Raw genomic sequence first — 24,722 nt, 5'->3', positions numbered from 1 at the left:
TTAAGCCGAGTATGGCGGCTGGCACGCCGTTCAAACAATTAAGACAATGGTGTGTATTGGGTTGAATGGACTAAACGCGCAGGTTTCGGGCATAGTGTCAGTGTGGAGGAGACCCGCGATGTCGATCTGCAAGCATATCGTGATGGCGTTGGCTTGGTTCAGCGTGGCAAATCCCGGCTTTGCTGCGGATTTTTCCGACCCAACCTGGCCTTGCGTGCAACGCAAGGTCGAGGATTTGTCGATGGGGCTGATGTGGCCGCACCCAGTCAACGGCACTGATACACCTGAGCTTCGGCCCGAGATTGACGAAATCGCTGGTCTACTGGCCCTGCGCCGCATTGAACTGGACGAGTTACAGCCGCAGGTGGCTGCGTTTGCGGCACGCCATAAGGGTAACCCTGATGTTCTTGGGCTGGTGTTTCAACAGGTTTTCGACACCCTTTCGGACCGACGTAAACGGATCATCGGCGGAATAGGAGAGTTCTCGCTGAAGCAGATTGATCTGGCCAGCCAGATTGACCTGGCTCGCGCCGAAATGGATCAGGCACTAACCGCTGAACCGCCCGACTACGACACGGTCGACGCGCTTGAGGAACAACTGGATTGGGATCAGCTGATCTACACGGACCGCCAGCGATCAATAACCTATTTGTGCGAAACCCCCCAGATCATCGAACGCCGTCTGTTTTCCATTTCCCAGATGTTGCAACAACTTGCGGCGGATCAGGGGTAGAACATAGTCGGCCACAAGAAGGAGAACATAGATGAAATCCTTGATCGTTCTTCAGGCGGCCTTATTCGCGCTCTTGCCCTTACCAACCCTTGGCCAAAGCGTGCTGAGCGGCGTTGACATGACCCTGCCCAAAATGACGCAAGCGCAATTGACCCGCGCCGACGTAATCTCACAGCTGGACGCAGCAACACTGGATAGCCCCGCTGATTTCACCCGCGTTTGGCTGAACAATCTGGATCTTTCCGAGTTGGATTTCGGCAATGCAGTTCTGCGCGCAACGTCGATGAACGGTACAAACCTGTCTGGGTCGAACTTTGATGGCGCGGTCCTTAGCCAGGCGTGGATGATCGGCGCAAACCTGACGGGTGCCTCACTTGTCGGGGCGGAACTGTTTCAGACACAGCTTGGCCGGGCAGATCTGAGCAACACGGATTTCACCAATGCCAGAACTGCCGCCGACTTTACCAAAGCCAACCTGACAGGTGCGATTTTTCGTGGAGCTGATTTCTCGGCTGATATGCGAAATCAATCAATGGGCCTGATGCGCGGCGTCCTGACATCGGCGCGTGGCAGTAATGTTGATTTCACCGGCGCCCTTATGTCTCGGGCCGATCTGGAATTTGCCAAACTGCCCGGAGCGAATTTTACCGACGCCGACATGTCGATGACCACACTGGGCGGCGCTGACCTATCCGGCGCAATTCTGACAGGGGCCGATTTCACAGATGCGGACCTGACAGCCACCCGGCTAGTTGATGCGCAAGGCTTGGACCAAACCAATCTGGATGCCGCTAAGAATCTGGATCGCGCTTTGCAGTGAGAGCGGAGTGCTATTCCCACTCAAGTTCGGTAAACGCAACGGTCGCGTTGCGTGGGTTATAAGTGTCAAAAAGATCCCAGTGTTCCGCCTCGCTTTCGGCAATCGTTTCCACCGCGTCGCCCAGCCGTTGACCCTGATCAAGGGCAGCGCGGGTATCTGTTTCGAGCACGTTGAGGTAACGCAACATATCCGTTGCCCCGTCTGGCCAGTCCAAAACCGGGCCGCCATGTCCGGGAACAATCTGCTTCACCCGCATCTCGGTCATTTCGGTCAGAACCTCTTTCCAACCGATTAACCGCCCATCCAGTGCCGGGGTGTGTTCATGAAAAACCAGATCGCCAGTGAACAAAATGCCGGAACCTTGATCCAATACGGTCAGATCGGTTCCGGTATGCGCTGTGGGCCAAGTGCGGAGCGTCAAAATTCGATTCCCCAGATCAATCTCGTCTTCTGCGTCCACCGATTGGTCGACCGTGATTGATCCCACTCCGATCAATTCACTGGCGCCTATCAAACTGCTCAGGCTTTCAACATAGTTGAGACGCCGATCCAGTAATGCGCGCTCCAGCCCGGGATGGGCCACAACCAATGCGCCTGCTTGCGCCAAAGGTGCTGTGCCCAGCACATGATCGGGGTGCATATGCGTCAAGATCACATGGCTGACTGGTTTTTCCGTTCTTTCCCGGATGGCGCGCCAGATCCCCTCGCCCATCCAGGGGGCGGTGCCTGTGTCAATCACCGCGACGCTGTCGTCGCCAATCACAAACCCTATATTTGAAACATCCCCAAGATTGGCTGTGTTCGGCTCTTCGATGCGCCCACGATGCACGTAAACGCCCGGAGCAACCTCAGAAAAAACCAAAGCTTTGCCAACGGGTTGGCACCGCGCACTGCCCTTAGTCTGATCCAGGTTTAACAAAGGCGGATCAGCCGCAAGGCCTTGTTCGCATATTGACTGCGTTTCAGCCTCATAACCCGGCAAAAGTTGCTCTCGACAGGGCCCGGCGGTGACCTCAAGGCACACCGCAATCACGGCTTCAAACATGGCTCATCCTCCGCTTTGGACCTTGGCACACTCAATCGTGAACACCACACAGCCTTTGGTCGGCGTATATTTTATTGGGGTTTTGTGGCATATTCCCCGAACCGGTTGCCGGAGGAAACAACATGGCCAGACTTTTTGCACCCGCTGTGGTGCTTTCATTGACACTGTCCCTGCCCGTTTGGGCGGAGCAGTCGGTCAAGAACCCTCTCACAGAAAGCGAGACCTGGCAGGACCTGCAATATGACGTCGTAGGAGACGCGCAAATTGGCGAAGCCGACGCGCTTTTGACGCTGGACGCCCCCTACCGGGCCCATGATGCAGCCACCGTGCCAATTGTTCTGAAACAACTTGATCCCGATGCGCAGATCACTGCGGCAACGGTTGTGATCGACGAGAACCCGGCCCCCGTTGCTGGCGTGTTTTCATTTTCGCCAGCCATGGGCGAGTTGGATTTTGAAATGCGGGTCCGCGTAAACCAGTATTCCAACATTCGCGTCATCGCAGAAACGCCGGATGGTCTGCATATGACCGGCCGGTTTGTCAAAGCGTCGGGCGGATGTTCAGCCCCGGCCAGCAAAGACCCCGAAGTTGCGCTGGCGTCGATGGGAAAGATGAAGTTGCGCAGTTTCGGCGAAGCAGCGCAAATCTCGACGCCCCGTCGTGAGGCCCAGATCATGATCCGCCACCCGAACTACTCGGGCTTGCAACGTGATCAGGTGACACAGTTGTTTATTCCAGCGCATTTCATCGACCACATCGAAGTCTGGCAGGGTGAAGAGCTGCTGTTCACAATGGATGGTGGGATTTCGATTTCTGAAAACCCGGCGTTTCGCTTTGCCTACAACGACAACGGAACAACGATGTTCACGGTAAAGGCCACAGACACCGAAGGAAACAGTTTCGAAACCGATCTGCCTAAATCAGCCTCAAGCTGACGCTACAGCCTGAGTCTTGTTCAGAAACAAACTACCTCGGCCTCGGCCTGCGCGCGGCGCAGGTCTGCCACCATGTTTTCGGCCAGTACCGCACTTTTAAAGAACGCCATGCGTTCACCGCCAACCCGCCGCATGGAAAGAACCGTTTCTGCTTGTTCATATCTTTCATAGGGCAGGATCGAGGCGATCAGATCAATTGAACAGGAACACCGGTCCAGCATTTCGCGGGTCTGACCATTGGTGACCATGCAGGCAAAAACGTAATCCGCGCGGGCGGCCGTTGGGTAATCGTTTAACCGTTCGGCCACACTTTGGGCTTGCGCCGCGATCGGCCATCCAGCGCACATAATCGCAAGGGCACATACACCTTTTTGAAACAGGTTGGAGACCAGCAGCGAGCTGGCATTACGCGATCTTTTACGGCGCGTCTCAAGTGTGTTCCGGCTGAAAGACGTTGCCTGAGTCATTCCTGACCCTCCTGCAAACCCTCAAATGTCATCTCCGAGCGGTAGACAGCATCGTCGGCACCCTCGGGCCCTGTTTCCGCCACCAGCCGCAGATACCAGCCGGGAACCTCCTCTGACACCGTCACGCTCAGCACCAGATCACCAAATCCCTGCATCCGATCCCGGTTTGGATCCTCTGCAAAGGGGCGCATGCGGATGGTTCGGACAGGCACGGTTTCCCCGTCAATAACTGCTTCACCAGCCTCCACTTCGGCGGGTTGGACCAACGCATCCTTCACACGGTTGCGAATGTAGAATGGGCTGCCTCCGGCCGCCTCGGCCATGTCGCGAATGGTGCTTTCATAAAACACCATGATCATCGGATTGCCGACACTGGCCGGAAACACACCCATGGCGCGGTGTTTTTCATCCTGCCGAAACTCCAAGCGGGCCATCTCGCTGCCATCATCGGCAAAACTCAGCGCAATATCGCCGGTGTCCCGTTGGGCAGCTTCAGGTTTTAAGTTGTTTGTGACCGTGCGCTGATAAACCAGCTCTTTGTCCCGGTCTATCTTGTCCAGAACGCCTTCCTGAAACAACAAGTCATAAGCCTGCTCGCCATCTACCGAGGCCGCAAAGACCGGATAACAACTCAGGGCGGATATGATCAGCCCAAATAGTAATGTCCTCATGAGTCTTCACCTCCCTGTTTTGAGAGTACGTCCTTAACCACCTGAGTCACCGCCGACTTTTGTCGGTGTCGAAGCCATGCCTGTCAGGTCACGATGCACTTTCCACACGATCAGCGACCGCAATCGCGACAGTTTAACCGGTTTGGTCATGACCGACACATCATGCCTTAGTCCCGCATGGCGCAGGCTTTCGCTCCGATCCGCAGTGATCAGAATGGCCGGAACGTGGGTCTGGGTCATCTCTCGGATCTGACGAATAGCGTTGACGCCTGTATCACCATCATCAAGCTGATAATCGGCAAGAATAATATCCGGCGGCATACCCATGTCGGTCACAAATCGCATCGCTTCTTCAGTGGATCGGGCCGGCAGAACGCTTGCACCGTTTTGTTCCAGCCAGAGCGTCGTACCAAAAAGCACGTCTTTGTCATTTTCAATGACAAGAACGATGTGATCCAGTGACATGTCATCTGTATGCGGCAGCAGATCCAGCGGCTCGATCGCGCCGCGATCCGCCTCTACCCTGTCCATTTCAATACTGAACACCGACCCAACGCCCGGTTTTGACCGCAGCGACAGTTTGTGACCCAGCAGGCGGCACGCCCGATCCACAACGGAAAGCCCAAGCCCCATACCGGACCCAAACGTTACGTTGTCGGCCCGGGTGAATTCTTCAAACACCCGGGCCTGATCTTTTCGGGCGATACCAATGCCAGTATCCCAAACCTGAACAACAATCTTGCTACCACGACGGCGACACCCCACAAGCACCCTACCGCCGGGCTCGGTATACTGAATCGCGTTCACCACCAGATTCTGAATGGACCGCAGCAGATAAACGGAATCTGAATGCACAAATTCCGAGCACGACACCACATCCAGCCGCACGTTGTTTTTCTCGGCGACCAGCGCCTGGTCGCCATGAATGCCTGCGATTATCGATGCAAGGCTGACACTGGTTGGAGAAACCGTATCCGGATCGGCCGTTTCCAGACGCGAGATATCAAGCAGCGAATGCAATAGCTGTTCGGCCGATCCAAAGGCGCCATCCAGACGATCCATCATTTCATGCAGATCGGTGTCGCGTGTGATCTCCATAAGTGTCGAGATCATCAGCTTCGCGGCATTGATCGGCTGCAAAAGATCATGGCTGGCCGCCGCCAGAAACCTAGTTTTTGATGAAACCGCTGCCTCCGCTCGTTCTTTGGCGACCCTCAAAGCTTCTTCGACACGTGCCTTTTCTTCATACTCGCGGATCAGTTTTTCATTCGCCCGCGTCAACTCGGCTGTCCGTTCCATCACACGGTTTTCCAGTGTCTCGGTTGCCCGCGCTTCTAGTGTGACATCCTTCAATTCAACAAGAAAACCACCATCCGGCAGCTGGTTGGCCTGAATGTCCAGAACGCGATCAGCCCCGTCGCGAACCCGTTTGCGCAACCAGCCTCTGCTTTTGAGCTCGTGCTGCCATTTCCCAACCTTCAGTTCGTCATCTGCCTTGATCAGGCCACGGGCCCGCATGAGATCCAGAAGGTTTTGCACCGGCATGCGAGGGCGGAGTAACGGGTGCGGCAAGTTCAAAATCTCGCGAAACCGCGCATTGTGCATCATGATCTCAGTGTCAGCAGAAAATGTGCAAAGGCCCGAACTCATGTTCTGAAAAACCGCCTGCAGATAGTCTTCCTGACGGTCGATCAGGGTTTCTTTTTCGTCGCGATTGCGACGTACAACCGAAGTAATATCGGTCAACAGAATAACAACGTTTTCGGTCGATGTGTATTGGGCACTCAGCTTATACCAACGGTCGCCCAACAGCTCGATCACCTCGCTGGACACAAGGCCTGTGTGGCAATTGCTGAGCAACGTATCCAGCATGTCCGACACACCCCGGTCTGACGATACAAACTGCCCGCTGTTTTGAACCAAGGTGAAAAACTGCGCCAGATCCAGACCAGGTGACACAAGCTCGGGAACGTCGGGAAAGATTGTTTGGAACAGATCGTTGCACAGATTTAACTGACCGTCAGTGAACAGCGCAAACCCTTCTTCCATTGAAGACAGCGCTTTGACCAGGCTTTTGCGCGTCTGCTCCCGCTCATACCGCGCGCTTTCCAGCTCGGTCGTCGCCCGTTCCAGATCCCGGCTTTGCTCCATAACCCGTTGCCGCAATTCGATGGCGGACTGAAAGGCACGGAACGCTGACGGGCCGACATCTTTCTGGCGGTTGGCCCGTCGCACCAGCGCATCAATGATCTTGGCCTGCTTGGCAATTTGAAGTTCTGCAGGATCTTCCGGGTTCAGCATGGTCAACTCAGATCCCGCTTTTCCGGTTCGAAAAAGGCGACCCCGACAAATGTCTGGTTCATATGAACACCGGTTTGCTGTTCGCCATATGTGTTGAACCCGATCACGCGTCTGGACTGCAAGACGTCAGACACCTGCCTGCTCAGCTGTTTCTGTTCGATCTCCAGTTTGCGCAGCACACAATCGAAGCCCAGGATAAAATCAGGTGAGTTCCCGGCAGGATCATGAATGTTCAGCCCCGCCTCAAGCGTCTCAATAATCTCTTTGCCGCGCCCCAGTGTCATGATCAGACCGTCATCAATTGCGGCCATGAAGGACAGGGCGCACCCATCTGTCACTTCGCGGATCGCCCGCACGTAGTAGTTCAAGTTCTGACGCAGCAACATCGGGTTTTCCGCAAAGACCTGCGGCGACAACTGGTCCGCCGGACATCCAACAAGCCGCGCGTATTCCAATGCAGCGGGCGCACCGTTGATCTCATAGACCAGCCGCTCTTCCGGGTCGGCATCCGTAATGATGATCTCCGATCCGATTGGTAAGAAATGATCAAACCCAATGCCTTGAAAATGCAGGTTTGTTTCGATCAGCAGGAGCACCGCAGCATTGGTACGCGCTTTGCCGCCATGCAACACAAACGTCTCTTCATATTGCAAGCCGTCACCGGCAGAGCCACCAAAAATCGGCAATCCGTCGAGAACGGTTTCCAGCGTGGATACAAGCAAATCCTCTTGTTTGGACAACCCGTCCGAAAACATCAGGGCCAGTCGGTTCCATCCAGCGGTATGGCGGAATTTTTCCGCTTGCCGCTGTGCCTGCGCTGCAATCTCGGTAGAGTTCAGGGGCTTAATGTTCTCAAAAAGAATTGATGAGCACCGAAAATTTGCCTTCGGAAAAGAAAGCAATAACAGTGCATCAGATTCATATCCGTTTTCCGTAATCTGGCCTGCGGTGGTGCACCCGAAAACCGGTACTCCGGCCAGTTTTCGGGTCAAACACTGAGTTACTTCCGCCGGATCAAGCCCGTTGGGAATGAAAGCCAGCACGAAACAGGACAAATCGCTGTTAAAATCTGAGCATGCTTCATTGACAGCAGCACTCGTATCCGAGGCCTGAGAGCGGCCGATGCCGATACTTTTTGGTCCATGCTTCAGATCTCGCATTGGCAGCCCTTAGTGTTGCAGAAAGGTTTTCACCTCCGGTTCATGTCGTGTCTGCCGTGCCAGAACTGAGTCGACTAAAACAGCAGCCTGAGTTCTGTTGCGAACACCAAGGCGGCGCAGCAACGCCGTGATATGCGCCTTTACGGTAGCTTCGGCCAGAGTCAGCTCATAAGCGATCTGTTTGTTCGATTTGCCAACGCAGATAAGCTTCAGGATACGCACTTGTTGCGGCGTCAGTGTCGAGAGTTCCGGGCTTGATTGATACACGTTGCTTTCCGGTGCCGGCACCTCATCCACGCGGCTGTATTCGGGGGGGACATATTTGCGCCCGGCTGCGATCTCGCCAACGACAAATTTTAACGTCTGCGCCGAAGCGTCCTTAGGCAAGAACCCCATCGCACCATGGTCAATCAGCGAACGCACCAGCTCGCTCGAGGCAAGGGAAGAGATCACCAAAACCGGTGCAGCAGGCCACCGTTCCCGCAACTGTTGAAACCCGGAAATGCCCGTCACGTCAGGCAGCTTCAGATCGAACATAATCAGGTCGGGTTTGAAACCGCTGCTTAGCACTTCGAAAGTTTGTTTTAGCGTTTTGGCTTTTTCGATGCGGCAATTCTCAAAACTCAACTGCAGCGCGGCCGCAAGGGCGTCGCCATAAAGTGGATGATCATCCACGATCAAAACGCTGGACACGTTGTCCACCGTTTTGGGGTCTCCCACCGTATACATTTCTTCTCCTCCGCAGGGAAAGGTACAGCAATTCTGTGCCGTTTCAACTGTTTCAAGAAGAAACCGGATGCCAACATGTCGTTGTAACTTCAAAACTTGTTTACTGTTTCAACCCAGCGCGCAGGAACAGCCGCGCAAAGCGCATCAGATTAGGTTCATCGGATTTAGGGTCGAAATAGCGACGGTCGAAATCCCTGATCAAATCCAGGCGCTGTTGTGTCAGGCCATCGCGCCGGGCCATCGCGGTCGCTGCCTGACGTAACCCAGCTGCCTGACCTTTTCTCGCAAATCGCCGCAAACGACGCGCGAGGGGATCGAACATGCCAAAGCGTTGCAACGCGCCTAAGCCAGTCAACCTGCGGCCAGACAAACCCAACCCAACAACCGCGACAAATACCAAAACCGCCAGCACCGCGGCCGGCCAGCTGGGTAACCTGGCTGCGGACGGCAGAGGTGCCAGCTGAGACACCGCACTTTTCGCCTTTCCGCTGACCGACCCATAGGCAATCCGTTGCGCGGAAATGGTGACCGCCCTTTCTTCACGCGCAACCGTGTCAAAGTAACTGAATTGCAAAGGCTCTACGATACCGGACACGTCATTGGTTGGCCGTATCGTCCACCGCCAGAAAGCGTAGGTAACAGGACCTTCCGGGGTCAACTCTACCAACCGTTTCTCGGGATGCGCAAAGATCATGGCGGAAGGCGACCGCAAGTCAGGCATGGGTGGGATCATCTCGGGCGTCGCGCCCAATGCCTCGAGCCGGATGACGCGCAACACGCCTTCGCCGGGTGACAGCTGATCCGGCGCATTGGACCATTGATCCGAGATCTTCAGGTTGCGCACCGGAAACCACCAATCTGTTGTTGCCGGGGCTTCGGCCACGTCGATGGTTAAAGGTTCCGATTGGATTTCATGTTCGAACCAATCATCACTTTCATCTGTCAAAGTCAGCCGGTGCGTGAACCGCCCTATCGTCAGCGCTCCGGGCCGCGCTGGATAGATTGCCATGCGTCTGGTGAGCACTTTGAACTTTCGACCACTGATCCGTTCTTCGGACCAGCGGTCCGGACCTAGCTGCGCCCAGCTAAACCCATCAAAATCCGGCTGGATCAGCTGTTCTCTTGTGATGTGTCGGCGGTAGACGCCGCGGATGGTCAACAAGATCATCTCATGCGTGAAACGGGCTTCTGTACCGTCTTCGACCGACACTTCAATCGAAAGATCGGATGGAAGCACCGTTTTTGACTGCGCCAGCACCTGCAAGGGCATCGTCAGACAGAGCAGGACCAGCCATTTCATAGCGGATCCTCCGGTTCAGGGGGTGTTAAACCCAGTTTCTCACGGCGCTTATGTTCCTGCGCAATCCTGGCGACCATGAATTCGCCGGGCACGTCGGATAATTGATTAAGCCAACGCTCATCCGCGACCATGAACTTGTCATCAAAAATCCGGCGAACACCCAGGCGCCCGCGACTGTCCAGTTCGGCCAGTCCCAGCATCGTGTTTGAGTTGGTCACTTCGCTGCCCGTCCCCGCCGCGCGCGCATCCCCGCGCGCAATGAAACTGTCGGCCTTGGGGCCTTCCTTGCGCTCAGGAAACAACCCAAGTGCCGCCGGATCGATCTGCAGACCTGCAAAATATGCGGCCACCACGTCGAAATTTGCCTGCGCGTCAGGGTCACCTGATTGTATGGCCTGATCGTAAGCTTCAAGCCCGGCGGCAATACGACCGCCAAACACCTCGGCATTGCCGAAGTTGTACAGATCGCCTGCTTCTTTGAAAGCCAGCGCAGCAGCATTGAAGTCCTGGGCACGATACAACGCCACGCCTCGCCAGTCTGGGTCCTGAAACACCCGCGCAGAAAACGTGTTGAACCCAAGCGCCAGCGCAACCCGTCCGAAAGGCGCCGCGCCACCCAAAGCGTAGGCCAGCGAGATCAACGCAACGGCAAAGATGGCGCACCATTTCATGGCTGGTCCCTCCAGAACAAAAACAACAGCGGGAACAGTGCCAGTACAAGCAGATACCGCCCCAAATCGTACCAGAACAGAACCGGATAGTCGGCTTTCTCAAGCCGTGTCGAGGCATCATCGGACAGCCACCACCCCAGATCATCCGTCTGATCTAAGGTGAAAACGGCTCCGCCACCCGCTTTGGAATGGGTATCTGCCTGCGCATCGTTTTCGCTAAGAACGACCAAAGACACCCGTGCGCCGCGCTCAGCCAGCGCGGCTGTTTGTTGCAGCGATGCGGGCCCCAAACCTGCACCATCGGTGAACAGCACCACATCACCGGCCAGTATGCCTGCCTCTTCGATCCGTTGCCGGGCCAGGGCCAGGGCCCGCTCGGGGCGTGAGCCTTTGTCGGGCACCGTTTCCGCGCTGATCAGTGAAAAGGTCTGACCCAGTTGGCGGTGATCCGTTGTCATGTCGGTTGCTACATAGGCGTCACCACCGAAGACAATGATCCCACCGGGTCGGGACCCCAGTGCACCCACCCCAAACCGGCCCATGGTCAACATCTGCGGCCAGCGTTCGTCATCTGTCACACTTGCGGATGCGTCTACTAAAAACAAAACGCCATCCAGATTGCGATAGGTCTGAGCGTCGCGCCGCTCAAAAGCTGGCCCTGCAAGCGCGACCAGACAAATCCCTGCCGCCGCCAAAAAGGCAATCGGAGCCAATGATATCGAGGACCCTTCGACCCGACCGATAGCGACCATGGCCTTCATAAGCACCGGGTCTGTCACTTTATCCCAATTCCCAAAACTTGGGACGCGGGTCAGGACCCACCACGCCAAGACGGCCAGCCCAGGCAACAAGCCTAGCCACAATGGTCGCAGCAGAGTGACATCCCAATCGCTCATGCCACCTGCCTCCATGTCGCCAACAAAGCCAGTGCGGCGGCCAACGCCGCAGGCCAAACCCAATAGTCACGGTAGATTTCAGCAGACAGGCCAGCACTGTCGGTGGCTTCCAACCGATCCAGCGCTTGCGTTACCGCGACCAGATCGTCGGTTGTCTTCACCCTAAAACTCTCGCCGCCGGACACCTGGGCGATTGCCCGCAAGGTTGTGGCGTCCACAACGCCGCGTTCCCCGACCTCGGCGCTTTCCAAATCCTTTGGCCCCAGCGCGATGGTGTGAACGCGCACGCCCATGTTGGCAGCCAATTCTGCCACGCCACGGGGGTTGGTCGCACCTGCATTGTTGACCCCGTCCGATAGCAGGATCACGACCCGAGACGCCGCTTGACTGTCGTCCAATCGTTTCAGTGCCAGACCCAGCCCATCCGAGATATTCGTTGCCCGCCCCGAAATACCGATGCTGGCCTCTTCGATCCGGCGCGCGACGGCTTCGTTGTCAAAGGTGAATGGCGTGGCATAGTAAGCCTCGGAGCCGAACACGATCAGCGCTACCCGGTCGCCGCCTCTGCGCCGGGCAAAATCAGCACCTATCGTTGTTACAGCCTCAAGCCGGGTAATCGGCTGCCCATCCAGGAAAAAGTCGTCTCGCACCATCGACCCGGACAAATCAAGCACGATGGCCAGATCCCGACCCGACACCTTCAGGGCGCTGACCGGCGTCAATTCACGCGGGCCGGACAAGGCGAACACAATCAGAGCCCAAATGCCCCAAAGCATCAACCTGTCCAGAACAACGGCGCGGCGCGGGTCTCGCCTTGGGCTGGCGTTCATCAGCGTCCCGCCGATGCGATCAGGCACCGGGAAACCGCGTTCCAATACAGGGCGTCGTGTCAGAATACGCGCGATCAACCAAGGCAATGGCAGCAAGACCAGCATCAGCGGATCGGCAAGTTCATACACGGCGCGCGACCTCCTCCTCTAGCTGGTGCAGATTTGGTCCACCATCAGGGCGGTACAAGTCGCCTTTAAGCGCAGCATAACGCGCAGCATCCTGATGCCGCAACTGGTGCAAAAGGGCGACCCTGCGACGCGCCTGGGTCCATTCAGACATGTCCGGGCTTGCCTCATTGCTGTCAGCAGATCGGTCCCGGCTGCGCTGGACGCTCAGCAAACGCAATAAGGCCACGACACAAAAGGCGGCTAATGCTGCCACACCCGCTGACAAGGCCAGTTCAGCCAGAACCCCGCCGGCGGCGTCGGGAGGCAAGCGAATGTCCCTGAGGCTTGCCAGCATTGTGGCTTCGGACAGTGCTGTTTCGCTCATGCCGCATATTTTTCCGAGAACGCCGCCGAGATGCGACGCCCCGTTGTATCAATGGGATCGCTTGCATTCAGAACCAAGGCCGGATGTGCATCGATTTTTTGGTAGATGTCGCTGTCTTCCGACTCGGTCCCATCCAGATAAACGCGTTTTTGCTGACCATCGGAAAATCGTATCGGATACCAACCCCGCGGCATTTCGCGGGTCTTGCGCTCAGTGATCAGAACAAGCCGCGGGCTGCGGCGATGCGCCAGCTGATCCAAACGGTCGGCAAGAGCGTCGCCAGGCTGATCAAACCCCGAAGCGATGATGATTTCGGAACCGGGTGGTGTTAGACGTTCAGCACTGGTCAGCGCCTGTGCTAGTGTGCGGCCTTCGTCCTGCCCAGCTTGTATGGCTGTCAGGCTGCTGGCATGGGCCTGAACCAAACCGCCTATTACGTCCAGCATGCCACGGGTTCTACCACGAGGTGGAATGATGACAGGCGTGTCCGCAGTGATTGCCAACAACCCGACACGCCCGCCGCTTTCGATCAGATGCCAGCCGATCAGAACCAACGCTTCGGCGGCCGCGACGGACAGAAAGGCGCGTTGCATCCCCCAAAACATCGGCGCGCGAAAGTCCGCGACCAGCAGGGATACCCTGTCCCGCTCCTCTTGAAACTGGCGGATATGCAGGCGCCCGGTGCGCGCGGTGGTGCCACGATCGAGATGACGTATGTCGTCACCCGCCACGTATTCTCTGACATCTGCAACCTCGACACCCTGCCCGCGTTTGCGGGTCAGGAACCCTCCGGGCAAGGCCGCGACAGGCGGCTTTGCATAGGCCGACAACGCCACGCGCCGCAGCCCAATCAAGGCCTCAGACGACAGGCTCACTCCCGCGTGTGACAGTGCCTCGGTCACAACGGTTCGACCGTTTTCAGGATGTCCGCTACCAATTCGCGCGGTTTGCGACCATCCGCAACCGCCCGCCATGTCAGAACCATCCTGTGCGCCAACGCATCCGGTGCGACGGCCGCTACATCTTCGGGCAACGCAAAGTCACGGCCTCTTAGATACGCTCGTGCCCGTGCTGCTGAGGCCAGTGCCAGCGATCCACGCGGAGAAACAGCATGCTCGACATGAACGGCAAATGAACCTTCACGTGTCGCGGAGACAAGCCGCACGATATAGTCCCGCAATTCAGGTGCCAGATGCACGGCGCGGGCTTCTGCCTGTGCCAGGCGAAGCTGGTCCAGCGTCATTCGCTGAATGTCCGGTGGGCCATCCTGAGTCTCGGCAATCACCAGATCCAGAATCTGACGCTCGGTCTCCAGATCCGGCAAGCTTAGGACCACGTGCAACAGGAACCGGTCCAGCTGTGCCTCTGGTAGGGGGAATGTTCCGTCATGCTCGATCGGATTCTGCGTGGCGATGACCAGAAAAGGATCTGGCAGCGGATGTGTTTGGTTGCCAACTGTGACCTGATGTTCAGCCATGGCCTCCAACAAGGCCGATTGCACTTTGGGCGGAGCCCGGTTGATCTCATCAACCAAAACCAGAGTGTGAAAGACCGGCCCCGAAATAAATTCAAACCGACCATCCTGCGGTTGATACACCGGCGTGCCGGTCACGTCGGACGGCATCAGATCGGGCGTACATTGGATACGGGCAAAGCTGCCCTCTACGGCATTTGACAACCACTTCACTGCTCGGGTCTTGGCCAGCCCCGGCGGGCCTTCGACCAGCAAATGGCCGCCTTCCAGCAGAGCGATCAGCAGGCATTCGACCAAATGTTCATGCCCGACGAGCCCTTGTGAAAGGTATCCGGACAACCCCGCGACAGCGCGCGGCGGGTTTTCTGGTCTGGTGTCCATTTGTCCTCCCTGCGGCCCGAAATGGGTCGCGTTCCCATGATCAGGCTAACCGGAGCGTCCATCCAGCAAAATATACCCGATGGTATTATCTTTGAACCTGAACGGACTTTGTGCAGCCCTCGTCGAGAAGAACAGAAAACTGGGGATCCGCCAGCGTTGCATCGGTCTGGGCCCACAAATGATCGTACTGGCGGTCGATGTACTCTATGAAGCCCGGTTCAATGGTCTGGTCTACGGGCGCCTGCGCGACAGCGTGCAACATGAACACGTCAAAGGCGCACAGACCTTCTGGGTTTGAATTCAACAAGGCCCGCATGAAATCATGCGAACTCCACGCAAATCTTTGCAGGTTTACTGGTGTTTCCTGCAATTTTGACAGATATACGGCGGCCTTGTCGTAAAGGAGTATGTCCATTCCAAACGTGTAGGACTGGAACAATTCTTCGATAAGGATCGACTTGTGAAACGCGGTCTCCAACAGGTTGGGACGACCATGAGCAGGTTGTTTGACCACAATATGCGTTCCCTGCCCCCGGCGACCGAAAAAGGTCTGTGCCATGGCGGGTGACGTCACCACATAGCTGCGTCCGCTGGGCAGGCCGAGCTGATGAATTTCGCTGAGCCAGTCCAGATCCAACGACAACTCTCGGTTCGGTGGATATCCGGAATACAAACGCAGAACCACAGTTCTACCTGTTCCACAGTTTCGTGCTGTCTGACCCGCATATCGCATAGGCGCGGGGTATCCAAAGCTGTGCTTCAGCAACGCGCGAAATGCGTTCAGAATGGCCAATGTCTGCGGATGCGGCGGTTCACCCACCAGGCACAATGAGGCACCAGCAAGATCCCGGCCATTGATATGAACCGGAATTGCCATATCGCGGCCTACCATAGTGGACCGAAGCTCGTACCCCCATCCGCGCTGCGCAAGCTCAATATAGTCGCGCTTTTCCGCGCGACCTGCCCCGGCCAGAGCGAGTGTGACGAACAAAAAGACAATAATACGCCGCATGCAAATCCTCTTGGACAGGCAAGCTAGCGCGCATGCTCAAGGACGTCCATTCACAAAGGCTGTACGGTTGATTTCGGCGCTGGCCCGAACAGGCTTCCGATCCGCTACGGTCCGACCCGTTGATGCGTGATGTCGGCATCAATAACACAGGGCGTTGAGGTGCCCAACTGCTTGGCCAGTGCGCTTGAAAAAGACACTGTTACGATGGCTTTCTGCAGGATTTTCACTTCATTCAATACGAAGGTTTCAACTTCCGTCGTGCTGGTCACGCTTCCGAACGGAGAGCGTTCTGTTTCGACCAGGGTTCCGGTCCAAAAGTTCAACCCCCGCCTGGCCCAGTTTACATCGGTTTCCCAGACGGTGTTGAATTGTCGAAGGTCGAACGGTGCCGTCAGCGCAACAGGCCGGGAATATAGGACTTCCTCCTGTGGCTCTGCTTCTATTTCAGCGCGAATTTCAGCAGTACAGCCGGAAACCCCGCGGACCTGAGAATGCCCTTGCCACGTGCCGGTCTGCGGTACGATGTCGGCAGCGGAAGCGCTTTGCGCGGACGCAATACCAAACGCCAGAAGCATCGCCAGAAACAACAACAACGCCTTTCTTGAAGTCGTATCAAAGCTGGTGCGCAGCTTTCTGCGCCTAAAAATCAATTGTCTGTTGTTTTGACTCTTTAGCATTTGTTCAAAACCTTTTTGCTCAATTCAGTCTTTATGTCGTCACCTGCATGACCACTTCAGCACTACGCGTATTTCCGGAATTGACTGTCTCTTCCCGCCGGCAAGAACAAAAAAGTCATGTCCGCGACGGCCAGACGGGACACTGCCGCCGTAGACCGGAACGGAACCTACCCTGCAAACCGCCGGTCGACGTGTTGGCAAATGTCTTGGAAAACGAAGCTAAAATTTGTATTCTGGATATAAATTAAAGCAGGTCCCTGAACGTCAAAATGTTAAGTAAACGCGCAATTCCCAGACAAAGCCTGCCCGATGTCATTGCCAACGATCTTCGCGAACGGATTCTGGCCGGTGAATTGATCGAAGGCGAAACAATCAGGCAAGAAGCGCTGGCCGTTGAGTACGATGTATCCCGCATGCCCATTCGCGAAGCGTTGAAACGGCTGGATGCGGAGGGTCTGGTACAACTGACCAACAATCGCGGCGCATCGGTGATCAAAAGATCTTTGTCCGAGATCGGGGAGATTTTTGACCTGCGCGTTTTGTTGGAAGTGGATTTGTTCAAATACGCAATCCCAAACATGACGACGCACGATTTCGACAGCTGTGCGCATCTTTTGGACGAAATGGAACGCTCCTATGACGCTGACGATGTCGGGCGCTGGGGCGCCTCGAACTATGAATACCACTCGGCGCTTTATGCTGCCGCTGACCGAAGTTTGACCAACGAAATTCTGCAGCGGATCAACCTTCAATCCGACCGCTATGTCCGGATGCACCTCAGTGTGATGGAGCAACGAGAGCCCGCCAAAGCGGATCATCGTCAGCTTTTGTCACTGGCACAAGCCGGACGCGTCGAAGAAGCATGTGATCTGCTGACCCGGCACATCCAACGCACCAAAGATCAACTGCTGGAAATGGTTGTCGCAAAACGTGGCGTCCGGGAACCTGTTTCCCTATGACAAGGGATACAGGCAGGCAACCTGATGCGCCGTGCCACTTAGCTCGGGCGGTGCCGATTGGCACTCATCCGTGGCCAGCCAGCACCTTTGGGCAAAGGCACAGCCTTTTGGAACGTTCATCGGCGACGGCAATTCACCCTCCAGCTTGATCCGGTCTTTCTTAGCTTCGGGGTCAGCCCGTGGAGTGGTGGACAAAAGCGCCTTGGAATACGGATGTCGAGGGGTCGTAAACAGATCTTCTTTTGCGGCCTTTTCTACCGCGCGGCCCAGATACATGACGATCACATCATCGGCGAAATGCTTCACCACAGACAGGTCGTGAGAAATGAACAGGTAGGCCAGGTTCAGCCGTTCCTGCAATTCCACCAACAAGTTCAGAATCTGAGACTGGATTGACACATCCAATGCCGAGACAGGTTCGTCCAGAACCAAAACTTTTGGATTCAGCATCAACGCGCGCGCGATGGCGATCCGCTGGCGCTGACCACCCGAGAACATATGTGGATAGCGGTCATAGTGTTCTGGGCGCAGGCCAACCAAATCCAACATCTCACGCGCGCGCGCCTCACGACCATCTGCTGTCATCTCTGGGCGGTTGATGATCAACGGTTCTTGCAGAATCTGCCCGATCCGTTGGCGCGGGTTCAGTGAACCATAAGGGTCCTGAAACACGATCTGCACGGTTTCGCGCATATCGCGCCACTTTGATGGCGTGATGTCGACGCCATCTATCGTCAGACTGCCCGAAGTCGGCTCTTCGATCATTGTCACCAACCGCGCAAGCGTGGATTTACCACAGCCGGATTCTCCAACGATCGCCAGTGTTTTGCCTGGCTGCAGATCGAAATCGACGCCTGACAACGCCTTTACGGTGGCCGGTTTCGACAACAACCTACCCTTGACCGAATAGTACCGGGCGAGGGCGGTTGCCTGTACGATGGGTGCAGTCATGCCAATTCTCCGGCTGCTATCTTTTCGACATGGTGGCAGCGCGCCTTGCCAAAGTCTTCGCCATGCGGAACAGGCGGCGTTTCTACACAGGTTTCGTCGGCGAACCTGCATCGTGGTCCGAACAGGCAACCTTTGGGCCGGTCAAACTGACCCGGTACAACGCCCGGAATGGTCGGCAACAGCTTTGACGTGGCCCGTTCCGGCAATGCGCTGAGCAACGCGGATGTATAGGGATGGCGTGGCGTGCGGAACAGGTCGCTGACTGTCTGTTCCTCGACCTTTTGACCTGCATATTGGACCTGTACCCGTTCGGCCGTTTCAGCAACCACGCCCATGTCGTGGGTGATCAGAACCAACCCCATACCCTGTTCATCGCGCAGCCGAACCAGCAGGTCCAGAATCTGCGCCTGAATGGTCACATCCAGCGCCGTTGTCGGTTCATCCGCGATCAACAGCTTGGGCTTGCAGGCAATTGCCATAGCGATCATCACACGCTGGTTCATGCCGCCCGACATCTGATGCGGAAACGTGTTCAGGCGACTTTCCGGCGCCGGAATTCCCACCTGATCGAACAACTCAATGGCACGTTGATGCCGATCTTTTCGGTTCAGACCCAAATGAATGCGCAGAGCTTCCTTGATTTGGAACCCAACCGTGAAACAGGGATTGAGCGAGGACATCGGTTCCTGAAAGATCATCGCCATATCCTTGCCGATAATCTTGCGTCGTTCCTTCGCTGAGATTTGCGACAGGTCGCGCCCTTCAAAACTCATCTCATCTGCGGTGATAGTGGCGGTCCAGGGCAATAGACCCATCATAGCCAACATCGACACGGATTTACCCGAGCCGCTTTCACCCACGATGGCCAGTAACTCGCCTTTGTTAACGGACAGCTCGACCCCATCCACTGCACGGAATTCCCCGGATGCGGTAGCAAATTCCACCGAAAGGTTTCGGATCTCCAAAAGGCTCATGCAATCAGCTCCGCTTCAGTTTCGGGTCCAGCGCATCGCGCAGCCCGTCGCCCATCAGATTGATGGCAAGCACCGTGACTAGAATGGCCAGACCGGGGAACGTTACCACCCACCAGGCGCGCAGAATAAACTCGCGTGCTTCGGCCAACATGGTGCCCCATTCAGGTGTGGGCGGTTGCGCGCCCATACCCAGAAAGCCAAGTGCGGCCGCATCCAGAATAGCCGTCGAAAAGGACAAAGCCGCCTGCACGATGATCGGCGCCAGACAATTCGGCAAAACCGTGATGAACATCAACCGCGATCTTCCAGCACCTGCAACCCGCGCAGAGGTGACATAGTCCTTCTGCCGTTCCGCCAGAACCGACGCGCGGGTCAGACGCACGTAGTGCGGTTGAAATACGATCGCGATGGCGATCATCGCATTGGTCAGCGACGGGCCAAGAATGGCGACCAACACCAGCGCCAAAAGCAGCGATGGAAAGGCCAGAATGATGTCCATGACACGCATGATCAGCGTATCGACCCATTTGGGCGCAAAGCCGGACAGCAAGCCGATGATCACACCACCCGACACGGCCACAACCACCACAACGATCCCGACAAAGAAGGAATAGCGCGAGCCCATGATCAGACGAGACAGCATGTCCCGACCCAACGGATCGGTGCCCAACGGGAACGCCCAGCTGCCGCCTTCTTGCCACGCCGGGGGTTGCAGGATGTGGTTCCGGAACTGCTCGGTTGGGTCGTATGGGGCCAATAAAGGGGCAAAGGCCGCGCAGAAGACGAACGCCGCAAAGACCCACAGGCCAATCACGGCGCCACGGTTTTCGCTGAAGTAATACCAAAACTCGCGCAGCGCGCTGGGGCGGTTTTCGGTCTTGGTCGGGGTTGCGGAAAGCTCTGCCATCACCGCCTCCGGATTTTCGGGTTGATGATGCCGTAAAGAACATCGACCAGCAGGTTCACCAGCATGACGATCACCGCAATCATCAGCAGACCGCCCTGCACCACCGGATAGTCCCGGCGGAAAATACTGTCGACCATCCACTTGCCGATCCCCGGCCAGCTAAAGATGGTCTCGGTCAGGATTGCCCCGGCCAGCAAAGTGCCGACCGACAGGCCAATGACCGTAATCACAGGGATCAGGGCATTGCGAAGCGCATGCAGCCCATTGATCCGCGTTGGCGACAGGCCCTTGGCACGGGCTGTTCGGATGTAATCCTCGCCCAAAACTTCAAGCATGGCGGATCGGGTCTGACGCGCAATGACGGCCAGAGGAATGGTGCCAAGAACAATCGTGGGCAAGATCAAGTGCCGAACGGCAGATTGAAATGCACCAGCCTGACCTGACAACAAACTGTCGATCAGCATAAAGCCGGTGACACTTGGAAAATAGTAAAGCAGATCAATGCGACCTGAGACCGGTGTCCAGCCCAGATTGCCGGAAAACACGATGATCAGCAGCAGCGCCCACCAGAAGATCGGCATCGAATATCCAACCAGCGCCGACGACATCAGCGCGCGGTCAAAAAACTTGCCGCGATTCACCGCCGCGATCACCCCGGCGGGCAGTCCCAAAACCACCGCGAAAATCATCGCACAAATAGACAGTTCCAGTGTTGCGGGGAACAAAGCGAAGAATTCGTCCCAAACCGGTTTCTTGGTGACAAAGCTTTCGCCCAGATCACCCTGCATGATGCCGGTCAGATAGTCCCAGTATTGTCGCAAAACGGGTTTGTCGAAGCCCAGCTTCTCTACCATTTCCTGATAGCGTTCTTCGGTCATGCCACGTTCACCGGCCATCACGATGATCGGGTCACCGGGCAGCACACGGATGAACATGAAGGAAATCAAAGTCACCCCAAGGAAGGTTGGAATGAACATGCCCAATCGGGATATGAAATAGCCAAACATCAGCGACCTATGATTCTGAGGTCTTTGGGAAAGCTGGTCAGAGACCGGCAACCATCCTCAGTCACCAATACATCATCTTCGATGCGAACGCCGAAGTTTCCAAGATCATAAAGACCCGGTTCGTTCGTCCAGACCATGCCAGCTCGGATCACCTGGTCGTTCCCGCGCATGATATAGGGGGCCTCGTGTACATCGCGGCCCAGCCCGTGGCCTGTTTTGGTTCGAATGCGATCGGAGTAAGGCGATGCTTCAAGGACATTGATCACAGCGTCATCAATGTCATGAGCGGTCACGCCGGGTTGGCAAGCCTCGAACCCAGTCTGATTGGCCCTCAATACAGTATCATAGACCGCCCTCCCTTCATCCGAGACTTCGCCTACAAAAAATGTTCGGGTGATATCCGCCGCAAACCCGCGCTTACGCGCGCCAAAATCAAACAGCAGCGCATCTCCGGACTGTATCTTGTAGTCAGCCCTTGCTTTGCCATGCGGTTGGGCTGAGTTATCGCCAGCCGCGACAATCGGCGAAAAGGCCAGTGAGGAAGCCCCTTCGGCGAACAGAGCCTGTATCAGCGCCTGCTCAATCTGTTTTTCCGTTTGGCCGATACGCACATCAGCAATGACCCGCTCCAACGCGCGTTCTGAGATATCGATGGCAGCTTGCAAAGACGCGATATCGTCTTCAGTTTTGATGATCCTAAGACCGGAAATCTCGCGTTCGGCATCGACGATCTGCAAGTTCGGAAGTGCCTTTGTCAGCGCCTTGGACACGAACACGCGCATGACTTGCCCTTCGACGGCCAGTGTTGCCATCGGCAGGTGCGCCGCAAGCTCTGCAAACGCGCTATCATACCCCGTTTGGTCACGCCAATCGAAGACCGCGCCGTCAAAGCCGACCAGATCCCAGGACCCCAGTTCAAGATTGGGAACAATTGCGGCTGGTTTGCCCGAAGCGGGGACGACGACCACAAGGGGTCGCTCGTGACTCATGAAAGCGTGGCCGATAGCGCGGGTGAAATTCGGGCCGGGCACAAGGGCCACAGCATCGACTGACATGTCCTTTGCCAGTTGGCGGTACTCGGACAAATCTGGCATTCAGACTGTTCTCCAAAAGAAACCGGAGCCGCCAGTTGGGGCGGCTCCGGTCAGTGAGTGGTGGGTTATTCGACGCTTACACCGTAGAAGATGTGACCACCCAAGGGATGAACCTTGTAGCCCTGGACCTTGTTGCTCATCGGCATATAGACGACCGAGTGGGCGATCGTTGCCCAAGGCGCCTGATCCTTAAAGACAACCTGAGCGTCTTCATACAGCCTGGTGCGTTCGGCCTGATCAGTAGACTGCTTGGCCTCGAGGATCAGGTCCTCGAACGGCTGATGGCACCACTGTGCGCGGTTCGATGCTTCGCGACCGTCACAGCCCAGCAAAACCGCCAGGAAGTTGTCCGGATCGCCGTTGTCACCTGTCCAGCCCAGTAGTACCGCACCATCCCGGTCCAGGTCTTTCGAACGTGACAGGTATTCGCCCCATTCGTACGACACGATTTCAACATCGACGCCAACCTTTGCATAGTCAGCCTGGATCAGTTCCGCCATACGACGCGCATTAGGGTTATACGGACGCTGCACCGGCATCGCCCAGACCTTCATCTTCAGGTCTTTGACACCTTCGGCTTCCAACATCGCTTTGGCTGCTTCTGGATCATAGGCGTCATCAACGATTGCGTCGTTATAGCCCCACATGGTTGGCGGGATGGGGTTCTTGGCAACTTGGCCCGAACCCTGGAAAACCACATCGATGATCGCGTTTTTGTCGATCGCCATGTTCAGCGCTTTACGCACTTTCGGATTGTCGAACGGCGCGATGGTGGTGTTATACGCAAGGTAGCCAACATTCAGGCCTTCCTGCTCCATCATGTTGATGTCTGCGTCATCCTTCATCGCCTGAATATCGGCTGGGTTCGGATACGGCATGATGTGGCATTCGCCCGCTTTCAACTTTTGATAACGAACAGACGCGTCTGGCGTGATCGCGAAGATCAGATTGTCCACATCGGCAGGCGCTTTCCAGTAGTCACCATTGTTGGCATACCGGATCACGGCGTCCTTCTGATAGGCCAGGAATGAGAACGGGCCCGTCCCGATCGGCGCAGTGTTCAACTTTTCAGGCGTACCCGCTGTCATCATCGCATCGGCGTATTCCGCCGACAGGATCGAGGCAAAATCCATCGCCATATTGGCCACGAAAGGGGCTTCGGGCTTGGACAGGGTGAACTTCACCGTGTAGTCGTCGACTTTCTCGATGGATTCGACCAGATCAGGCATGCCCATGCTCTGGAAGTATTCCCAGGTTCCACCCGACACCTGATTATAGGGATGGGTTTCGTCTTTCTGACGCATGAACGAGAAGATCACGTCGTCCGCGTTGAAATCACGGGTTGGGGTGAACTCGTCGTTGGAATGGAATTTGACACCCTGACGCAGCTTGAACGTGTATTCCAGACCATCATCGCTGGCTTCTACACTTTCCGCCAGTCCGGGGACCACGTTGGTGGTTCCGGTCTCAAACTCCAGCAGACGATTGTAGATCGGATGCGAAGACGCATCGAAGGTCGTACCTGCGGTGAACAGCGCGGGGTCAAAGCCTTCCGGCGACCCTTCTGAACAATACACCAGCGTATTTGCCTGTGCCGCAAAACCGGTGAGTGCTGCAACTGCCGTGGCAGCCAACATTGTAAACTTCATTGCTTCCTCCCGTTTCAATAGTCCATGCCCTGACCCATGACCGTTTCATACGGTCCTTGCGGTGTATGCGGGCGATGATTCAGTTCGGACTCTGCGTTTTGTATCCAAAATACGTTATCCATTGTCAACTCGTTTACTGCACGCCTTGGGTGTTTACCAATGTCCTTCGCCTGCACGAGGTACCCCTCAGAATTCGGAGCTTGCTGTCCCGCTGCTGTCAGTTCAGCCACGTAGTCTGTGGCCGATTACAGCGCACGAAGACCTCACAAAACCCGCCGCCAAAGCCTGTAGGGCACATAAAATTTCGCCAAGTGTTGCGGCACCAATCCGCAGGAATTCATGCGTTGTTTAGATGCGCTTTCGGCTTACGCACTGCGCCCTGATTTACCAATCTGGATCGCCGCATAATCATGTACCCAGAACTGATGCTTTTGAATTCCCGTATTTCAAAGCTTGCAGGATCAGAAAAGGTAAGTCTTTCCGCGCACTGAAAATAGTTGGCGCATGGTTGTTAATGACGCCTATCAGATTGAATCGAAAGCTGTGGCGATCCGACACGGCGTAGTTCACCAACAGAACTCAGCGC

At 56.1% G+C, this 24,722-nt stretch carries 25 protein-coding genes; 4 read left to right on the top strand and 21 right to left on the bottom strand.

The features are described from left to right. The first annotated feature begins 118 nt into the window (after window positions 1-118). Both Q1B21_RS15865 and Q1B21_RS15860 read left to right on the top strand, forming a co-directional pair. On the top strand, window positions 119-733 hold the full coding sequence (locus Q1B21_RS15865) for a hypothetical protein (protein ID WP_299890823.1): 615 nt from the start codon (window positions 119-121) through the stop codon (window positions 731-733). A gap of 31 nt (window positions 734-764) precedes the next feature. Then, a complete protein-coding gene (locus tag Q1B21_RS15860) occupies window positions 765-1,553 on the top strand; it encodes a pentapeptide repeat-containing protein (protein ID WP_299890821.1) in 789 nt (262 codons plus the stop codon). Window positions 1,554-1,563: 10 nt separating this feature from the next. On the opposite strand, the gene Q1B21_RS15855 is transcribed toward Q1B21_RS15860, so the two are convergent. Beyond that, a complete protein-coding gene (locus Q1B21_RS15855) occupies window positions 1,564-2,598 on the bottom strand; it encodes a quinoprotein relay system zinc metallohydrolase 2 (protein WP_299890819.1) in 1,035 nt (344 codons plus the stop codon). A 122-nt stretch (window positions 2,599-2,720) separates the two neighbouring features. Between Q1B21_RS15855 and Q1B21_RS15850 the strand changes: the two genes are divergently transcribed. Beyond that, window positions 2,721-3,533 (top strand): quinoprotein dehydrogenase-associated SoxYZ-like carrier, encoded by an 813-nt coding sequence (locus tag Q1B21_RS15850; protein WP_299081647.1) that lies wholly within the window; start codon window positions 2,721-2,723, stop codon window positions 3,531-3,533. A 20-nt stretch (window positions 3,534-3,553) separates the two neighbouring features. Here Q1B21_RS15850 and Q1B21_RS15845 read toward each other — a convergent pair whose 3' ends face one another. The 14 genes from Q1B21_RS15845 to Q1B21_RS15780 all read right to left on the bottom strand — a co-directional run bounded on the left by Q1B21_RS15845 (window position 3,554) and on the right by Q1B21_RS15780 (window position 16,505). Next, a complete protein-coding gene (locus Q1B21_RS15845) occupies window positions 3,554-3,880 on the bottom strand; it encodes a hypothetical protein (protein ID WP_298936342.1) in 327 nt (108 codons plus the stop codon). Window positions 3,881-3,996: 116 nt separating this feature from the next. Next, window positions 3,997-4,671 carry a hypothetical protein gene (locus tag Q1B21_RS15840; RefSeq protein WP_299890816.1) on the bottom strand — a complete coding sequence of 225 codons (675 nt, stop codon included), beginning with the start codon at window positions 4,669-4,671 and terminating at the stop codon, window positions 3,997-3,999. Between the two features lie 33 nt (window positions 4,672-4,704). Then, on the bottom strand, window positions 4,705-6,972 hold the full coding sequence (locus tag Q1B21_RS15835; RefSeq protein ID WP_299890814.1) for a PAS-domain containing protein: 2,268 nt from the start codon (window positions 6,970-6,972) through the stop codon (window positions 4,705-4,707). 2 nt (window positions 6,973-6,974) lie between these two features. Continuing rightward, window positions 6,975-8,132 carry an FIST N-terminal domain-containing protein gene (locus tag Q1B21_RS15830; RefSeq protein ID WP_299890812.1) on the bottom strand — a complete coding sequence of 386 codons (1,158 nt, stop codon included), beginning with the start codon at window positions 8,130-8,132 and terminating at the stop codon, window positions 6,975-6,977. Between the two features lie 9 nt (window positions 8,133-8,141). After that, the gene (locus Q1B21_RS15825) at window positions 8,142-8,861 is read right to left on the bottom strand and encodes a response regulator transcription factor (protein WP_299890809.1); all 720 of its coding nucleotides are present in this window, start codon (window positions 8,859-8,861) and stop codon (window positions 8,142-8,144) included. A 100-nt stretch (window positions 8,862-8,961) separates the two neighbouring features. Then, a complete protein-coding gene (locus tag Q1B21_RS15820) occupies window positions 8,962-10,161 on the bottom strand; it encodes a hypothetical protein (protein WP_299890808.1) in 1,200 nt (399 codons plus the stop codon). Beyond that, entirely contained in the window at window positions 10,158-10,832 is a 675-nt protein-coding gene (locus tag Q1B21_RS15815; RefSeq protein WP_299890806.1) for a hypothetical protein, read from the bottom strand. Before Q1B21_RS15815 ends, Q1B21_RS15820 begins: the two co-directional genes overlap by 4 nt. Next, the gene (locus tag Q1B21_RS15810; protein WP_299890803.1) at window positions 10,829-11,728 is read right to left on the bottom strand and encodes a VWA domain-containing protein; all 900 of its coding nucleotides are present in this window, start codon (window positions 11,726-11,728) and stop codon (window positions 10,829-10,831) included. Before Q1B21_RS15810 ends, Q1B21_RS15815 begins: the two co-directional genes overlap by 4 nt. After that, window positions 11,725-12,687: a VWA domain-containing protein gene (locus Q1B21_RS15805; RefSeq protein WP_299890800.1), complete on the bottom strand. Its 963-nt coding sequence runs from the start codon at window positions 12,685-12,687 to the stop codon at window positions 11,725-11,727. Before Q1B21_RS15805 ends, Q1B21_RS15810 begins: the two co-directional genes overlap by 4 nt. Next, on the bottom strand, window positions 12,680-13,051 hold the full coding sequence (locus tag Q1B21_RS15800) for a hypothetical protein (protein ID WP_299890798.1): 372 nt from the start codon (window positions 13,049-13,051) through the stop codon (window positions 12,680-12,682). The genes Q1B21_RS15805 and Q1B21_RS15800 overlap by 8 nt, the downstream gene beginning before the upstream one ends. Then, entirely contained in the window at window positions 13,048-14,025 is a 978-nt protein-coding gene (locus Q1B21_RS15795; RefSeq protein ID WP_299890796.1) for a DUF58 domain-containing protein, read from the bottom strand. Before Q1B21_RS15795 ends, Q1B21_RS15800 begins: the two co-directional genes overlap by 4 nt. Then, window positions 13,950-14,906 (bottom strand): MoxR family ATPase, encoded by a 957-nt coding sequence (locus Q1B21_RS15790; protein WP_299890794.1) that lies wholly within the window; start codon window positions 14,904-14,906, stop codon window positions 13,950-13,952. The genes Q1B21_RS15795 and Q1B21_RS15790 overlap by 76 nt, the downstream gene beginning before the upstream one ends. Window positions 14,907-14,991: 85 nt before the next feature. Next, window positions 14,992-15,918, bottom strand: a complete 927-nt coding sequence (locus Q1B21_RS15785; protein ID WP_299890792.1) for a hypothetical protein — start codon at window positions 15,916-15,918, stop codon at window positions 14,992-14,994. Window positions 15,919-16,022: 104 nt separating this feature from the next. Next, window positions 16,023-16,505, bottom strand: a complete 483-nt coding sequence (locus Q1B21_RS15780) for a hypothetical protein (RefSeq protein ID WP_299890790.1) — start codon at window positions 16,503-16,505, stop codon at window positions 16,023-16,025. Between the two features lie 359 nt (window positions 16,506-16,864). Between Q1B21_RS15780 and Q1B21_RS15775 the strand changes: the two genes are divergently transcribed. Beyond that, complete coding sequence (locus Q1B21_RS15775; protein ID WP_299890788.1) at window positions 16,865-17,554, top strand: GntR family transcriptional regulator; 690 nt, start codon at window positions 16,865-16,867, stop codon at window positions 17,552-17,554. On the opposite strand, the gene Q1B21_RS15770 is transcribed toward Q1B21_RS15775, so the two are convergent. The 6 genes from Q1B21_RS15770 to Q1B21_RS15745 form a co-directional block, all read right to left on the bottom strand. Continuing rightward, on the bottom strand, window positions 17,549-18,505 hold the full coding sequence (locus Q1B21_RS15770) for an ABC transporter ATP-binding protein (protein WP_299890786.1): 957 nt from the start codon (window positions 18,503-18,505) through the stop codon (window positions 17,549-17,551). The genes Q1B21_RS15775 and Q1B21_RS15770 overlap by 6 nt on opposite strands. Beyond that, window positions 18,502-19,479: an ABC transporter ATP-binding protein gene (locus tag Q1B21_RS15765; protein WP_299890784.1), complete on the bottom strand. Its 978-nt coding sequence runs from the start codon at window positions 19,477-19,479 to the stop codon at window positions 18,502-18,504. The genes Q1B21_RS15770 and Q1B21_RS15765 overlap by 4 nt, the downstream gene beginning before the upstream one ends. A 4-nt stretch (window positions 19,480-19,483) precedes the next feature. Then, window positions 19,484-20,386, bottom strand: a complete 903-nt coding sequence (locus tag Q1B21_RS15760; RefSeq protein WP_298936220.1) for an ABC transporter permease subunit — start codon at window positions 20,384-20,386, stop codon at window positions 19,484-19,486. Further along, entirely contained in the window at window positions 20,386-21,393 is a 1,008-nt protein-coding gene (locus Q1B21_RS15755) for an ABC transporter permease subunit (protein WP_299890781.1), read from the bottom strand. The genes Q1B21_RS15760 and Q1B21_RS15755 overlap by 1 nt, the downstream gene beginning before the upstream one ends. Continuing rightward, complete coding sequence (locus tag Q1B21_RS15750; RefSeq protein WP_299890779.1) at window positions 21,393-22,487, bottom strand: Xaa-Pro peptidase family protein; 1,095 nt, start codon at window positions 22,485-22,487, stop codon at window positions 21,393-21,395. The genes Q1B21_RS15755 and Q1B21_RS15750 overlap by 1 nt, the downstream gene beginning before the upstream one ends. 65 nt (window positions 22,488-22,552) lie before the next feature. Further along, window positions 22,553-24,136, bottom strand: a complete 1,584-nt coding sequence (locus Q1B21_RS15745; RefSeq protein WP_298936217.1) for an ABC transporter substrate-binding protein — start codon at window positions 24,134-24,136, stop codon at window positions 22,553-22,555. Window positions 24,137-24,722 lie beyond the last annotated feature (586 nt).

The organism is uncultured Ruegeria sp., assembly GCF_947504215.1.
Lineage (GTDB): Bacteria > Pseudomonadota > Alphaproteobacteria > Rhodobacterales > Rhodobacteraceae > Ruegeria.
The sequence above is the reverse complement of the archived record's forward strand: the minus strand, read 5'-3'. Positions and strand labels throughout refer to the sequence as shown.

Excerpts from the sequence above, each read along its gene's own strand:
- Q1B21_RS15825 (WP_299890809.1), bottom strand. The coding sequence starts at position 8,861 with ATGTATACGGTGGGAGACCCCAAAACGGTGGACAACGTGTCCAGCGTT.
- Q1B21_RS15840 (WP_299890816.1), bottom strand. The coding sequence starts at position 4,671 with ATGAGGACATTACTATTTGGGCTGATCATATCCGCCCTGAGTTGTTAT.
- Q1B21_RS15830 (WP_299890812.1), bottom strand. The coding sequence starts at position 8,132 with ATGCGAGATCTGAAGCATGGACCAAAAAGTATCGGCATCGGCCGCTCT.
- Q1B21_RS15845 (WP_298936342.1), bottom strand. The coding sequence starts at position 3,880 with ATGTGCGCTGGATGGCCGATCGCGGCGCAAGCCCAAAGTGTGGCCGAA.
- Q1B21_RS15760 (WP_298936220.1), bottom strand. The coding sequence starts at position 20,386 with ATGGCAGAGCTTTCCGCAACCCCGACCAAGACCGAAAACCGCCCCAGC.
- Q1B21_RS15745 (WP_298936217.1), bottom strand. The coding sequence starts at position 24,136 with ATGAAGTTTACAATGTTGGCTGCCACGGCAGTTGCAGCACTCACCGGT.
- Q1B21_RS15860 (WP_299890821.1), top strand. The coding sequence starts at position 765 with ATGAAATCCTTGATCGTTCTTCAGGCGGCCTTATTCGCGCTCTTGCCC.
- Q1B21_RS15775 (WP_299890788.1), top strand. The coding sequence starts at position 16,865 with ATGTTAAGTAAACGCGCAATTCCCAGACAAAGCCTGCCCGATGTCATT.
- Q1B21_RS15770 (WP_299890786.1), bottom strand. The coding sequence starts at position 18,505 with ATGACTGCACCCATCGTACAGGCAACCGCCCTCGCCCGGTACTATTCG.
- Q1B21_RS15750 (WP_299890779.1), bottom strand. The coding sequence starts at position 22,487 with ATGCCAGATTTGTCCGAGTACCGCCAACTGGCAAAGGACATGTCAGTC.
- Q1B21_RS15800 (WP_299890798.1), bottom strand. The coding sequence starts at position 13,051 with ATGAGCGAAACAGCACTGTCCGAAGCCACAATGCTGGCAAGCCTCAGG.
- Q1B21_RS15835 (WP_299890814.1), bottom strand. The coding sequence starts at position 6,972 with ATGCTGAACCCGGAAGATCCTGCAGAACTTCAAATTGCCAAGCAGGCC.
- Q1B21_RS15755 (WP_299890781.1), bottom strand. The coding sequence starts at position 21,393 with ATGTTTGGCTATTTCATATCCCGATTGGGCATGTTCATTCCAACCTTC.
- Q1B21_RS15820 (WP_299890808.1), bottom strand. The coding sequence starts at position 10,161 with ATGAAATGGCTGGTCCTGCTCTGTCTGACGATGCCCTTGCAGGTGCTG.
- Q1B21_RS15855 (WP_299890819.1), bottom strand. The coding sequence starts at position 2,598 with ATGTTTGAAGCCGTGATTGCGGTGTGCCTTGAGGTCACCGCCGGGCCC.
- Q1B21_RS15765 (WP_299890784.1), bottom strand. The coding sequence starts at position 19,479 with ATGAGCCTTTTGGAGATCCGAAACCTTTCGGTGGAATTTGCTACCGCA.
- Q1B21_RS15785 (WP_299890792.1), bottom strand. The coding sequence starts at position 15,918 with ATGCGGCGTATTATTGTCTTTTTGTTCGTCACACTCGCTCTGGCCGGG.
- Q1B21_RS15795 (WP_299890796.1), bottom strand. The coding sequence starts at position 14,025 with ATGGCGGGCGGTTGCGGATGGTCGCAAACCGCGCGAATTGGTAGCGGA.
- Q1B21_RS15810 (WP_299890803.1), bottom strand. The coding sequence starts at position 11,728 with ATGAGCGATTGGGATGTCACTCTGCTGCGACCATTGTGGCTAGGCTTG.
- Q1B21_RS15850 (WP_299081647.1), top strand. The coding sequence starts at position 2,721 with ATGGCCAGACTTTTTGCACCCGCTGTGGTGCTTTCATTGACACTGTCC.
- Q1B21_RS15815 (WP_299890806.1), bottom strand. The coding sequence starts at position 10,832 with ATGAAATGGTGCGCCATCTTTGCCGTTGCGTTGATCTCGCTGGCCTAC.
- Q1B21_RS15790 (WP_299890794.1), bottom strand. The coding sequence starts at position 14,906 with ATGGACACCAGACCAGAAAACCCGCCGCGCGCTGTCGCGGGGTTGTCC.
- Q1B21_RS15865 (WP_299890823.1), top strand. The coding sequence starts at position 119 with ATGTCGATCTGCAAGCATATCGTGATGGCGTTGGCTTGGTTCAGCGTG.